The sequence below is a fragment of the Pontibacter aydingkolensis genome (assembly GCF_019443125.1).
GTDB lineage: Bacteria > Bacteroidota > Bacteroidia > Cytophagales > Hymenobacteraceae > Pontibacter > Pontibacter aydingkolensis.
Map to the genome: position 1 here is coordinate 1 of NZ_JAHYXK010000037.1, position 13,690 is coordinate 13,690.

Annotated in this window: 9 protein-coding genes; 3 read left to right on the top strand and 6 right to left on the bottom strand. The window is 43.3% G+C overall.

Annotated elements, in window-relative coordinates; genetic code table 11:
* Positions 1-85 precede the first annotated feature (85 nt).
* On the bottom strand, positions 86-373 hold the full coding sequence (locus tag K0O23_RS19870; RefSeq protein ID WP_219879211.1) for a hypothetical protein: 288 nt from the start codon (positions 371-373) through the stop codon (positions 86-88).
* 245 nt (positions 374-618) lie between these two features.
* The gene (locus K0O23_RS19875; RefSeq protein WP_219879212.1) at positions 619-2,178 is read right to left on the bottom strand and encodes a zinc metalloprotease; all 1,560 of its coding nucleotides are present in this window, start codon (positions 2,176-2,178) and stop codon (positions 619-621) included.
* 328 nt (positions 2,179-2,506) lie between these two features.
* Here K0O23_RS19875 and K0O23_RS19880 point away from each other — a divergent pair, with 328 nt between their 5' ends.
* Positions 2,507-4,354, top strand: a complete 1,848-nt coding sequence (locus K0O23_RS19880) for a PLP-dependent aminotransferase family protein (RefSeq protein WP_219879213.1) — start codon at positions 2,507-2,509, stop codon at positions 4,352-4,354.
* A 331-nt stretch (positions 4,355-4,685) separates the two neighbouring features.
* Here K0O23_RS19880 and K0O23_RS19885 read toward each other — a convergent pair whose 3' ends face one another.
* Complete coding sequence (locus K0O23_RS19885) at positions 4,686-7,355, bottom strand: cation-translocating P-type ATPase (protein ID WP_219879214.1); 2,670 nt, start codon at positions 7,353-7,355, stop codon at positions 4,686-4,688.
* Positions 7,356-7,925: 570 nt separating this feature from the next.
* Between K0O23_RS19885 and K0O23_RS19890 the strand changes: the two genes are divergently transcribed.
* Entirely contained in the window at positions 7,926-8,828 is a 903-nt protein-coding gene (locus K0O23_RS19890; protein ID WP_219879215.1) for a magnesium transporter CorA family protein, read from the top strand.
* A gap of 280 nt (positions 8,829-9,108) precedes the next feature.
* Here the strand turns inward: K0O23_RS19890 and K0O23_RS19895 are convergent, their stop codons facing one another.
* The 3 genes from K0O23_RS19895 to K0O23_RS19905 all read right to left on the bottom strand — a co-directional run bounded on the left by K0O23_RS19895 (position 9,109) and on the right by K0O23_RS19905 (position 12,610).
* Positions 9,109-9,798 carry a hypothetical protein gene (locus tag K0O23_RS19895; protein WP_219879216.1) on the bottom strand — a complete coding sequence of 230 codons (690 nt, stop codon included), beginning with the start codon at positions 9,796-9,798 and terminating at the stop codon, positions 9,109-9,111.
* A 797-nt stretch (positions 9,799-10,595) separates the two neighbouring features.
* The gene (locus tag K0O23_RS19900) at positions 10,596-11,672 is read right to left on the bottom strand and encodes a sensor histidine kinase (protein ID WP_219879217.1); all 1,077 of its coding nucleotides are present in this window, start codon (positions 11,670-11,672) and stop codon (positions 10,596-10,598) included.
* Between the two features lie 572 nt (positions 11,673-12,244).
* Positions 12,245-12,610, bottom strand: coding sequence for a hypothetical protein (locus K0O23_RS19905; RefSeq protein ID WP_219879218.1), 366 nt, complete (start codon positions 12,608-12,610; stop codon positions 12,245-12,247).
* Positions 12,611-12,948: 338 nt separating this feature from the next.
* On the opposite strand from K0O23_RS19905, the gene K0O23_RS19910 reads away from it, so the two are divergent.
* On the top strand, positions 12,949-13,690 hold a 742-nt coding region (locus tag K0O23_RS19910), incomplete at its 3' end, for a hypothetical protein (protein ID WP_219879219.1).

The window sequence follows — 13,690 nt, forward strand, 5'->3', positions numbered from 1 at the left end:
CTACTTTCACACTGTGGCAGTAGGGGCAGTTTATCTGGATAGTTATCTCGCACATAACTTCCTGTAAACACCCTTGCTGTCATACTTATTCCAATATCATACATTGTAGACCACAACCAAAAACTTTAACTTGAAATGGCTCTACAGCCTTATTTTTGTGCTTTTTTCCCTGACATTGGGCGGTTGCGATTTTGTGGGTGATGTGTTGGAATTCGGTTTTTGGACGGCTGTCATTATTATTGCCATCCTTGTGCTCATCATATACTTCATTTCCAAGATGTTCCGGGGACGGTAAACCAATATAAGATATAATGAATACTTCGCCTGGCTCAGCTAAACAAGCCGACCAGAGCGATAGAGACTGTACCTTCATAAAGCTTAAAAGGCTTTTGGTGAATGTATGATGCGTTGTTATTATACGGCTTTAACCAATGTAGGTAATTAATATCGTTGTCAGCCTTCCCTTATAGATGGAAGCAGACCCTTATGGGCATTAGATGCAGGGCGTCTATCCCGCATATTGCACAGTCACAGAAGAAAAAACCATCTAAGTAAAACGATATTCTGATAAAAACTTGGAAAGCTATTGTTGCATTTACAAACTACATCAATCGTGTCTTAAGGCTTATTAAGAAACAAAGCTAGGTGTTGGATAACAGTTTTCTTCTCCAAGCCTCCTGCTAATGCACCTGTCGTGACCCCCACTGTGCTGATGAAGGCTGCCAGGCGCAACTTGTCAGAGAGCCCCACTTTAGGTTTATCCAGGGTAGGCCAGGTGCTGATTAGGTCTTCCGGGAAAACGTAGAGCTCTATAATCATCATCAATCCGCCTATCATCAGAAAAAGTCCGAAGCAGGCCAGGAGGATGCTCAGGAAGATGACTACATTAGCTATTGCCTGATGCTCTGTCAGTACGTTTTTTTCCTTCCTGGGAAGAAACAGGGATTGGATCTTGATCAGGTAAAAAGAAGCCCCTAATATACTGGCTACCGCAAAGAAAGCAGTGGTCCTGTTTCCCATGTTGAGCCCCACGTCCCAGATCTCTGCCGTAAAGATTAGCAGCAGACTGGGTGCCACAGCAGCGGTAGCTAGCCCTGGCAATGACAAGGGTAGCAAGATTGCCCAGTTGCGCAGCAGCGGACTCAGAACCGCCTTAGGGTGCTTGGCAGCCATGATCAGGTGAAAAATGAAGCCTTCCAGGCTGGTACCTCCGTGAAGCTCCCTTTCCGGTAGATTCTTCACTTTCTCTTTAAGCATAATGCGCTCTGAATCGCTAAATCGGGGGGGAAGCTTTCTTCTCTCTCGAAAGGAGAAAGGAGCCATTACGCCTCCTTTTTCTCCTGCTGTATGGAGCAGCCCGCTGATGTGCCCGAGCAAGTGCAACAATAGAGAGGCGACATTGACGCGTACCGCCTCATCGTCCAGGCTGCGTACAGGTTTTCCTCTGGATGTCGTGGTCAGCCGCTGGGTAGAGATCACAGCAGTATAGGTAACAGGGGAGGCAAGCCCGGCTTCTATCCGGTCCTTGCGTGAGATCAGGGTAACATCTGTCACTACCAACACAATGTCGTAAGGGCCCTCTGCCATCCGCATGGTGGCCACATCCAGGAAATCGGAGGGCTCCCTGGTCCTGTCAGATGTCAGGGCCACCGGCTCCACCTGGTGGAATGACCATGGTATTCCGGTGGCAAGACTCATTTCAGGCTGCACATCAAGCATCAGTTGCTTCAGAAAAGGTTGCATGCCCTCCGGCGTTACTGCCGGGCTATATGCAAGGAGCACCCCCACGTGCATTTCAGCAGGCGGGGTTTTCCCTTGCGCCTCCTCTAACTCACTTAAAAAGCGCTTAGAGGAGGTAAGCCCCCTAACAAAGGTAGTTGTAGTGGCAACCCGACTCAGTCGCAATACCCTAATGGCCCTAAGCAGGCGGAATGTCCTGAAGGCAGGGATGAAGAGGGCCAGTGTTGTTAGCCAGTTTTTTTTCATGTAGTTTAATTTACTGGCGGAGAGCACCAGTTTTATCGCAAACTCCACTATAAAAAGAACCCATATCAGCACCACCAGCTTTTCCTGAACGGGGGACAGGCTACTCGCCAACTCCTCGATAAAAAGGAATAGCCATACGATAGATAGCATGAACATGGGCCCTTCCAGCAAGGCTTCAAGCTTGTAGAGCATGCGGAATCTTTTTTGCTGAGTGTTCTCTGAGGTCATCCTGTTTTAGAATGGGTGAATGAAATACAGCGCCCGTGCAGATTTTAGCTCACAGCACAAAGGCTTTCCGGTTTTTCTGCTATACCTGAAGTCAGGAAACTTTGTTGGGATGCAGCAACTGTAGGGTTACCACTCGGTGTTTACTTGATGGGTTGTATTGCTAAAGGAATAATATCTATTTAGGTATTCTACAGTACATCTTTTACTTGCTGTTGTGGCTATCCTATTTTAAGATGATATTTTCAGATCAATCTAATTAATTTAAATTGCCGACATATCTAAGATTAAAAGTATGAAAGAGAATAATGTTCTAAGTTATATTAAAGATGTACTGGAAAATATGCCAACCGATTGGTTGAATCTAACCACGCATCGACTGGATATTTATAACGAACAATTGGCCAAGGTTGAGTTCTTAGAGCAGTTCGAGAATTTATATGAGAGTAAAAATTCTGATACATCAGCGCTGAATGCATTACCCACAGCTTACGACTATATTCGGTTAGGTCATCCGCTGTCTAGCATATTAGAATGGGGAGTTGCTAAGTTAAATAACCTTAAACCTGATAATGTCATCAGTTTTTCATCGAAGACAGTTCCTGTTTTAGCTGTTCTAAGAAAGAATCTATTAGATAAGAAGAGCACCCAGATCGTTTATACAGGTGACTTACCAGATGCTTTTGATGCAGAAACGCTGCAGCGTGTTTACGGATACAATTTTGAATTAAAACAGGTTGAGAGGATACAGGATGTTTCTGAGTTTAACGGCAGCACTGTTTTCGTTTCTCAACAAGATGAGATTGGAGTTTTTGACCTATCTCCGAGTATAGACTTCTATATCAGTCTTCATGCTCACCTTGGAAGTATATTAGTAGTGAATGGGGAACAAAATGAGCAATATATCCCGGAGATTCAGCATGTCCGGAGAAGAGAGACAATTGCTATGACACCAGCCAACAGTCTTTCTGCCTTACAGCTTCTGGTAGGGAAGACTACTTCTACTACTGACACAAGAAGTAATGTGGAAGCAAATAAGGCAAGTGTTGTTGATTCTATTCACAAGATTACCGCTACTAAATCTAAAGCGTTGATTGGTTCCTCCGGGCTTTCTATTCAGTATGCGATCATGATGGGGCTTATTGACGATGCCCTGAATAAGCACAAAGGAAAGGCCATTAAAATTATAGTTCCTCCCAACTGCTATGGTGGCACAAACGATCAGGCAAGACGAGTTGCTGCCTGCATTGATATTGTTGAAGTGATGGACCTGCCGGTTGATGGTGACAATGATATGGTTCAGAGCATTGATATCGTTCTAGAAAAGGTTGCTAAGGCAGATGCTGTTCCTTACATAATCGCTGAAATTCCGACTAACCCCAGAGTGGAGGTTCCGGACCTTGAAAAGTTAAGAGATGTGTTAGGTAAAGCCCGTAAAACAGCAACTGGTGAAGATGCTATTGATCCGGTCTTTATTTTAGATCAGACCTTTTGCCCTAACGTGCAGTTTTTAAGCAAAGATGGGATACTCTCCTCTATCAGGACCATTTCATATGCGAGCGGTTCGAAGTTTCCGAGTGGTGGGAAATCTACTGCCGGGTACTGTGTAGCCAATGAAAAGGCTGAAAATCTAATGCCGGTAATAGAAATGCACCTGAAGCTGTGCGACAACGAGGCGACAAATCTTCAAATTGAAATACTGGCTGAGCAACTACCTTCCATGAACCAGCGGATCAAAGATGCTTACAAGAATACACGTGAGTTTGTGAATTTCATTAAAGACACACTACCTGAGGCAAAGATCAATTTCGTTTCAGAAGAATTGGCTGAGGAAGGTTTTACTCCATCTGTGTTCTCACTAGACCTGCCGACCAAAGGTGATACCCCTGAAGAAAGAGAGATTTATAAGAGAGCTCTGAACGACAAATTGATCAATTTAATGATCACTGAAATCCCTGGCGAAAGCAAATACTGTGTGAGCTACGGGCAGTTAAAAGGATGTTACTGGACCATACCTGCCACCTCTACGCAAGGGACAACTAAAGAAGACGACAAAGATTACATAGCCCGTGTAGCCCTGTCTCCTGACATGGATCTTGAGCTTCATAAAAAGGTGTTTATGAAATTTGTTGAGCAACTTTGAGTTTACTGAGGGTAAGTACTATTAAATAAAGAATATACTACAGTTTTTTAGAGACATATAGTAGAGGAAAGAAACAAAGGATATCGGAAAGTAGGATTCTAAACCTTAATTTAATATCAATAGCCGACAAACTATTCAACAGATAGCTAAAATTGATGCCAAATATATTATTGTTAAAGTTTAGTCTCCTACTTTCCTTCACCTGACTCTACAATTTGTAATTCCTTTTAGTCGAATGGTAACCTATATAAAGTGTTGCTTTACATGTGAGGGCTCTCAGCTTTAAAACATACTTGACTAGCTTCACAAAAGCATTGCTATCGGAATTATGTTATCTACTAAAAACTTTTTTTTCAACCTTTACAATCACAAAAACGAGAGCTCCTGCAGCTATCGAGATTAGCAGGTCCTTCGCCGACAAAGGCACAAGTTGAAAGAAGCCCTTTAGTTCGGGTAAGTATATAACTAAGAGTTGTAAGGCTATAGCAGACACTGCAACTATGGCCATTAAGGGGTTTGTTTTGACGGCAAAAGCCGAATGACCTGATGAACGTAATGCAAGAGCCTGGAAAACTTGAGAGAAACCAATAGTAGCGAAAATCATTGTCTGCCAAGTCATGTCTTCTGGGTTTAAAGGATTATAGTAATATATAGCTAAGCCAAGAGAGACTGCCGCGATGGTACCCCCGACTATTGCCAGTTGCGGAAAATCCTGTTTTCTAAGTGCCCCCTCCGATGGATTTCTGGGTGGTCTGCTCATGGTGTCTTTCTCAGCAGGCTCTGTGCCTAATCCAAGTCCCAGCAAGCCGTCAGTAAGCAGGTTTAGCCATAGTAGTTGTAGTGGCTGCAGCGCTATTACCATTCCAAAAAGTGGCGCCAAAAGCATGACTATAACCTTACCAAGATTACCTGCCAGAGAGAATTTGATGAAGCGGAGCAGGTTATCGAATATTACCCGTCCTTCCTCCACGGCAGCTACAATAGTAGTAAAGTTGTCATCCAGTAATACCATGTCAGCTGCCTCTTTAGCCACATCTGTCCCGGTGATACCCATGGCAACACCAATATCTGCTTTTCTCAAGGCTGGGGCATCGTTCACTCCATCGCCAGTCATAGCTACAATCTCACCTTTTAATTGCAGCGCGTTCACGATCCGCAGCTTATCTTCAGGGGAAACGCGGGCGTACACAGACGTCTTCGATGCTAAATCTGCCAACTCCTGATCATCTGCCTTTTGCAGTCTTTCCCCGGTTACAGCTTCGGACTGGTCAGAGAAATGAAGTTCCCTTCCTATGGCCGCTGCTGTGAGTGGATGATCACCGGTTATCATGATGGGACTGATGCCCGCGCGCCTACACAGTTCAACTGCAGCTTTTACTTCTTGTCTGGGTGGGTCTATGATTCCTGCTAGACCTACAAAAACCAGCTCCCGCTCTACGTCAACATCACCACTTGAGACAGATAACATACGGAAGGCCAGCCCTAATACCCTCATCCCATTCTTGGCTAGATTCGAATTTGCGTTAAGTATTCTTTCCTTCCAGTTAATGTCTAGTGGCACCTGCTCACCGTTTACCCATACATAGTCAGAAACACTCAGGAGAGAATCGGGCGCACCTTTACAACAAAGTAGAAAGGAGTCCTCTTGAAACGTCTGAAAGTAGTCAGGTAAATCTCCGTCTAACTTATGTATGGTAGACATTCTTTTTCTGGTGCTATCAAAGGGAACTTCGTTTACTCTGGGCAGCGCCTTATAAAGTATCTCTTTAGTGATGCCTCTTTTAGCGCCGGCAATGAGTAAAGATGTTTCAGTAGGGTCACCGATAACATGCTCTGTGTCAGGATCAGCACCTCTCTCAAGTGTTGCGTCGTTACAGAGCACCGAAACGGCAAGCGCAAAATCAAGGCTATTGGCCGCGGCATCGTCTATTACTAATTTAGGTGCAGGAGGGATTTCCACAGTTTGTCCAGGCAGCTCAACTACTGTTACAGTCATCTTATTCTGTGTGAGGGTACCTGTTTTGTCTGAACATATCATAGTTACAGAGCCAAGTGTTTCCACTGCGGGCAGCTTCCTGATTAATGCGTTCCGTCGTAGCATCCTTTGGCTGCCTAGTGCCAGTGTGATGGTTACCACCGCGGGCAAACCTTCTGGAACCACCGCTACCGCTACACTTACAGCTGTTAGAAACATATCTGCTACAGTTTCACCAGACAGCACACCAACCACAAAGATTAAGGCAGCAGCTCCGGCTCCAAACAGAGCCAGCATTTTGCCAAGCCGATCCAGCTTTTCTTGCAACGGGGTTTTACCTGATTCAACCGAACCGATCATATCAGCTATTTTGCCAAGCTCGGTCCCCATTCCGGTAGCGACTGTAATTCCCACGCCTCTTCCGTAGGTAACCACTGTACCCATGTAGGCCATGTCCTTTCTGTCACCTAATGGCGCGTTTGCTTGTGCTACAGGCTTGTCTGTTTTATCAATAGGCTCTGATTCGCCTGTGAGTGCTGCCTCTTGAATTTTCAGGTTGAAGGAGTCCAGAACCCTGAGATCAGCGGGAACAACGTTTCCTGCCTCCAGCTCTACAATATCACCGGGCACCAACTCTGTGGCTGAAATCTCTTTTACCTTTCCCGCTCTCCTGACCCGTACTTTGGGAACCACCATTCTGTTTAAAGCGGCCATAGCACGGTCGGCTCGATATTCCTGAGTAAATCCCAAAAAGCCGAAGAGGAGCACAATAATTAGGATGGCCACAGCCTCTGTGGTTTTTCCTAAGAAAAGAGAAAGCAGCGCAGCGACAATCAGTATGACTACCATTGTTTCGGTAAACTGTTGCAGCAGCATTTTTAAGGGGCTTTTCTGCCTTTTTTCCTCCAGCCTGTTTGGGCCGTGTTCTAACAATCTGGCCTCAGCATCACTATCCGGAAGGCCTTCAGGTTTTGTATTTAATTCTGCTAAAACATTCTCTTTGGGAATTGTATGCCAGTTGCTCATTTTGAAACCATTCATTTTAGAACCTTTTGCGATTTCTACTGCAATAAATAGCCGGTTGGTTCGGTTATAGAATTCGGTTTATGATTTACACGAAATGTACCGCAATTGTTTTACAATTTGGTTTCTGAGCTTTAGAATCTGTTGCAGTACTGAACAGGTATAATCTGCCTAAGCAAAGCTTGTGTGTTATGTTGTAGCTTAATTTTCTTGGTATTATCAACACATTTACTTCGGTCAGGTTAAAGTTAGTATGGTTTTTTAGGATCAACAGTTTTGAAGCGTCTAAAGCTGAATAACATTACATAACAATTATACTTCTTCCTAAACATGGTGCTTAGGGTAATCAGCAAACCAGCGCTTGTTACCATTTGAGAGTTTCACTGCTCATAATAAATTCCATAAACGTTTCTTATATTGTGCCTACTGTATATTGGGTTATTAGGGGGTAATGTGTTAGAGTTTACGTTGACAGTCGGCATGGGGAGCTGTTCTTTACACAATTTACTGAGCTGTTTTCGCTGCTAAAGAAGAATCTGTTAATTTGGGAATCCGATTATAAAATAACCAACAGTGAAAAAAACACTTGTATTGCCAGGGACCCATGATTGGCACTGGATTGATTTAGAAGGGCCCACCGCAGAGGAGCTGAAGGAGTTGGCAGCGGAATATAAATTACACAGGACTTCTGTAACTGACTCTCTGCAACCAGAGCACTTGCCCAAGTTTGAAACTGTCGGAGATGTGGCCTTTATGATTGCCAGAGTATATGATTCTGCTGCCCAACGGGAGGCAGATACTATACAGGAGCTCACGAACAAAGTGGCTATATTCTTTTCTGAGAGATTTATAATAACCATACACCGTGGTTCTGCCGGGCTTATACAGGAAGTAAAGGAGAAATATGCAGATACAGGCGTAATAAATAAACCTTCGGAGTTGCTTATCAAGCTAATTAAGACAGCTTTCAGGACGTATGAGGTTCCTGCCCGTAAGCTTGCAGAGGAGCTCGATTATTATGAAGCCAAAACATTCCTAAACCAGCGTACACCGCCCTTAACCAAAGGCCTATATCATCTCAAGCGCAAAGCCTCTGTATGTAGGCGCGTGCTTAGTTTATCGGAGGTGATTCTGAGTAACATGCATCTGAGCGGGTTTCGCCCTACGGATGTGCAGGATCTTAGAGATTATTTCGTGCATGTGCAGACACAGTTCGACGAGGTCAACGATGGTACCAACAACCTGATCAGCACTTATCTGTCTCTGTCATCTCAAAGGACGAATGAGGTGATGCGTGTGCTTACCGTTTTCTCTGCTTTCTTTCTTCCGCTTACCTTCATTGTTGGTGTTTACGGGATGAACTTTGAGTTTATGCCCGAACTAGAGGAGAAGTATGGCTACCCTGCAGTAATTGGAGTAATGGTAATCGTTACATTTTCCATTTACCAGTGGTTTAGAAGAAAAGGTTGGTTGTAATAGTCTCAATAAGTTATAATTCCTCAATTCATGAATTAGAATAAATAAGGAATAGATCAATTAAGGTATAAAATTAATCTACAAGGATATAGATGTCCTTGGCAATTTTTACTAGAAGGGGAGCAGTAATTTATTTGATTATGTGGTGTTTAAGTGTCAGAGTTATATAAAGAAAATTAATCTTTCCTATCCATCATCATAGCACGTATTTCAGCTAAATGTAATAAAGCGTCCCAGTCCCTTTGACTGAAACGCTTTATTCAAAACTATCCAATACTGCTTACTTGCTGATCTCAACTTCAGTTGCCAAGTCCAGACCATCGGCCACCACGTCAAAGATGTTGGTGTTTTGAGTTGAGCTGATAACAATTACGCCTTGTGTGTTCTTAGTCGCTGAAGAAAGCTGCTCTGCCGACACGCCTGCGAACCATACGGTTGGGTCAAAAGTTACCTGCGCCACAGCACTCTGCCCTTCAGTAAATGTAATAGTGCCCTCTTTCTCAACTTCAAACGTCTCAGCAGAGTTGAATTCGAAGCGCACAGGGTGTTGCTGTCCTTGGGCGTCAATGAAAGTGCCGTTCAGCACGACGGCTGGCTTGGTGCCGCTATCCTGTAACTCCAATTCCACTTCTACGGAACTGTAGGTGCCAGGAGGGAAAGCAGCGGCGCTGATGTCCGGATTGGTTGCGCCTGTGGCGAAGTCAATGGTTACATCTTGCTCCAACTCAAATTCTATCTCAGCAAAGCCTGATGCACTTTCACCTTCGAATCTTACCTGACTCAGTACTATAGTGCCAGAGGTGAAGGCAAGGCTGTTATTAGAGGCTAGTCTGCCGTTCAGTACAGACGCAGTCTTTACTGTGTTGAAGTCCAGGCCCATCTGGGTCTGTGGGGAAGCTGTTTCTGAGTCGCAAGCGCTAAATAAGGCTAAGCTACCTAGCAGCATGGCCATAAAGTAATTTCTTTTCATAAGGGTGGTGTTGTTTAATTTACTGTTAAAGTAAGCGGGTTTAAATGAAGATAAGATGAAGAAGTATGCAAATGGTAATTATTAAATCTTATTTGTATAAAAGTGTTTATTTAGCTTTTGATATACTCAAAAAAGCGATGTGTGCAAAAGGGCAACTGATATTTGACATTTCTATTGTTACTTTCTACACCGATCCACCCATTAATTCAAGCGAAGCGTTGCAGAGCCTGTCTCCCTTTCCTACAGAAGACATATAGTTTATTGTCAGGCGCTGAGGAGGCCGAGCTTCTATTAGTGCTTTACACTGGCCTCGCTGCCTGTTATACTTTCGATGTGTCTGAGCCCGTAGTAATATGCTAGCTTGATGAAGAATGTTCAATGCCATTAGGGGCTTCGGTAAAATATTTGCTGCTTCTCTACTAGAGCCTGCAGGGGAGGTTAGGAAAGGAGTCGTGTCAGAATGCAAAACAGCCAAAACAAGCTCTGAATTAAAATGGGTAGAGTAACAGCTTTAAAGTACTTTTCTGTTACTCTGGAGATGAAAAAGCCGCTCCATTTTACATGAAGCGGCTTTTTACTATGGTAGACCAAAGGAGTGAATTGTCGAACCATGTCCACAGGGATTTGGCTGTATTAAATGCATTTTTCAATTAGAAGTTCATAGCTTTCATGTAAAGGTTAGCTATTATACCTTACTGCAGCATAAAGGTAATTTCAATTTAGCAGATCTTGAAACAGCATATAGATTACTGCTTAAAGGCTTACAAATAATTGTGCCCTCTCCATGAAGCCTATTATTATGAATTAAAATAGACTTTAAAAGTTGATCCTTTTCCCTCCTTACTTTCCACCTCAATCTTACCGCTCATACTCTCCACCATGCTTTTAACTATAAACAGCCCAACGCCAGTACCCTCTACTTCCCCATGCATTCTGCTGTAACGGTCAAACACCGATGCTACCTTGTCTTCGGCTATACCCATACCCTTGTCGCTTACTGTAAGCAGTATGGCATCTCCTGATTTTTCTGTCCGGATGTCTATCTCAGGTTTACTGTCTGGTTTGCTATATTTTATCGCGTTTGAGAGCAGGTTATAAACAATGCTTCTCACATTCTTTCTGGAAAAGTTAACCCCTGTTTCTTCAATCTGGGTGTTGATCTGAGCGCTAGTTTCTTCTATCTTATCCCTGAGGGCAAGCTTAGCATCCTCTATCACGTTTTCGAAGTTCACACGCTCAGGCTCCCTTGCAAACGCTGTGTCATTATCGATGTCAGCAAGTTCATTAACGGTTTTGCGCAGATTGCCCACCGATTGGCTGAGCATGTCGATGATCAATTTGTTGTCTTCTTCACTCTTTGGTGCCTCTTTGAGAATCCTTATCAAACCTTCTATGTTGGAGAGCGGTCCCTTAATATCGTGCGAGATGGAATGGATAATGTTCTCGTAATCCCTGTGTAGTTTCTCGTATCCTTTCAATATCTGGATGCGGTCGTTGATGTCGATGAAGGTGATGATGACACCGTTTGCCCTGTTTTCTTTTTTTATAATGTAGGGAAGGATATTCATCTGATACCACATTTTATCTGTGGTTTGAATTTCCTTCTCCAAGTCTTTGCGGTTCTCAATAACCTCGGTGATGTTCTCGATGATGGTAGGGAAACGGATACTGTTGGAAACCTCGTCAATATGCTTGCCTACATCACTTTGCGAAAGCTTGAAGTGCTTCATGGCAGCAGGAGTGAACTTACGCAAGATCATGTCGGCATCCACAAATAGCTGCGGTATAATGGTGTTGTTGAAATAGTTCTCCAGTTCATCGTTTAACTTAATCAGCTTTTCTAGTTTGCCATTCATTTTAGGTGCTTCTGCCATTAGTAAAGTCGTCTGGATAATGCTACTACTTAAAGGTAGCTATTTATGTACTAATTTATTTTATGGCATACGTGTTTATATCATTTGTGGACAAGTGTTGGTTCCTGTTCATGCAGCCTGGGTTTGATGTGAAGTGAATAAGAATATTGATTGTTTTCTTGAAGCTTGCAGTACGCCGCACAATTACGGATGAAATTTGATAGCCTTTGACAGCAAGGTTCATTTGCTTACAGTTACCGCACTGAAACAAAAAACCCGCTTTTACTGAAATAGGCGGGTTTTGAATCTTATGATGTAGATTAAAGAATGGAACTGCTGAGCTGTATCTACAAGGGTCTGGCTAATTCAGTAGCTTATGCAAATCTATAAGTCAATTTAACTTACCATGCCCAGTTGCCATTTCAATAAGCCCTATACAAGTACATTAGCTCAGTGGCAAACCTTAAGAAAGCTGCTAGTACAGTTAATGAATGTATTCTATATGTGTATGAAAAACAGTTGGTTAAAATTAAGATTTGTCAAAAGTTCTATTGATACTTTTATCCCTAATGTTTTTTTTCGATACAGCAGAATTAGTTATCATTTGATCTTCTTGATGCCATAGCTGCTGTCTTTGCCTGTTTATCTGCTTCTATGCGGTTACGTTGGGCTTTAGCCTCCATTCTGGCAGAACGTTTAGCTTGCTTGGCCGCATAAGCAGCTTCTGTATCTATGCGTTTGGCTTCATTAGCTTCTGCAAGTTTTGCATCAGCTTCTGTTTTGGCCTTTAAGTCTTTGGCTGCTTCTAAACGTATTTCGTCTCTTATTGCTTTTTCTTTAGCTATTTCCTGTACTTGTGTCCTTTCCTCTTTTGTAGGGGCATTCTGGGCGTAGACATTTATTGCTGCCATTAAAAAGAAGGTGATTGATAATGAGATGATAATGTTTTTATAGGTCATGTTTCGTAGGAAAAGGTATATTCTCTTAAGTATACGTTCAGATAGATGTATTGACTGGAAGTATTGGAATATAAGTTATATATACTGACAGAACGTTGCGTGACGACTTTAAAATATAAAATCTAAGGTTACTATTTCCTGCTCGCCCTGAGTCAAGAAAGTGAAGGCCGTTCATGTCTTGGAGTAGTTGACGAATTGGGGTCTTTGTGTATTACCTAAAGTTGTGCTATCAGTCGATACTATTTTGAATATGAGTGGTACGGTTTATAACATGAATTATTTGGCGAACCAAACAGCTGCACTTGGACAAGTTAGTGCTGGGGCGCGTCGCCCTACATATGACTGATGACCTTACCGTTCCTGATTCTGCTACAACGCTAAACCTAGCTGACCTCTACACCAATCTTTCGCCTTACCTGAGGGAGATCGGCATAGGTGAACTGCACCTTAACAACAGTAGCTTTAGCTACGGCCAGAAAGATAAGGACAGCCATATAATCCATAGTCTTGAGAAAGTTAACATTGATTTAAAGGCGCTGCAAATCGATTCTGCCACCCTTTTTACACCAACAGAGAAAAGCTTTGCGGCAGCGATAGCTATTTCTACTGAAAACTATACCTATAGCCCCCTTACCAATCCCTATACCCTGACGGTAGGAAAAATGAAGCTCTCTACCCGCGACAAAACCCTGCAAGCAGATGCCCTGCACCTGTCCGGAGACTGGGGTAAAAACGACAAGCTGATAAAACAGGGCAAAGCGGAACGAACCCTTTACGATATTAACCTGCCACACCTGCGCTTCCGAGACTTGGACCTGCTGCAGTTGTACGGACAGGTATCCGGGGTGGTGAACAAACTGGAAGTAGGAGAGGTCAGGATAACGGATGCCGCAATCACGCACACAGTAAAACCAACCCGTCTCATTTACTGCAGCAGCTTTATCACTCCACGTTTGAACTTGCTACTTTTGACTACAGGGTTTAAGAAGGGCAATTTTCTACAAACTGTTAACTTTGGTTTATATGAACAAATGTGTATTCGATGCATCCTTAGCAGATGGCCGTGGAGCTTAGCTTGGC